At 61.0% G+C, this 638-nt stretch carries 1 protein-coding gene; it reads right to left on the bottom strand.

The genetic code is table 11. From position 1 onward, the window contains the following. On the bottom strand, window positions 1–638 hold a 638-nt coding region (locus tag ACEXP3_RS24700; RefSeq protein ID WP_377299815.1), incomplete at both ends, for an EF-Tu C-terminal domain-related protein.

The following is a 638-nucleotide window of genomic DNA, read 5'->3' as shown; positions in this document are numbered from 1 at the left end:
GCGATCGGAACGATCAGTTCAACGGCAACCGTGACGTTGTCGCCCGGCATAACCATTTCCGTGCCTTCCGGAAGCGACACGATGCCGGTCACGTCCGTCGTGCGGAAGTAGAACTGCGGACGGTAGTTGGTGAAGAACGGCGTATGACGGCCGCCTTCTTCCTTCGTCAGGATGTAGGCTTCAGCCATGAACTTCTTGTGCGGCTTGACAGAGCCCGGCTTGCACAGGATCTGGCCACGCTCGACGCCGTCACGCTGAACGCCACGGATCAGAGCGCCGATGTTGTCGCCGGCCTGGCCCTGGTCGAGCAGCTTGCGGAACATTTCAACGCCGGTCACCGTCGTCTTGGTCGTGGCGCGGATGCCGACGATTTCGACTTCTTCGCCAACCTTGACGATACCACGCTCGACGCGCCCCGTCACAACCGTACCACGGCCAGAGATCGAGAACACGTCTTCGATCGGCAGCAGGAAGGGCTGGTCGATCGGACGCTCAGGCGTCGGGATGTAGGCGTCGACCTGAGCCATCAGCTCGCGGATCGCGTCTTCACCGATCTTCTTGTCCGAATCTTCAAGAGCAGCCAGAGCCGAACCCTTGACGATCGGGATATCGTCGCCCGGGAAGTCGTAGGACGACAG

The sequence above is a fragment of the Neorhizobium fuzhouense genome (genome assembly GCF_042611105.1).
Taxonomy (GTDB): Bacteria; Pseudomonadota; Alphaproteobacteria; order Rhizobiales; family Rhizobiaceae; genus Neorhizobium; species Neorhizobium galegae_A.
The sequence above is the reverse complement of the archived record's forward strand: the minus strand, read 5'-3'. Positions and strand labels throughout refer to the sequence as shown.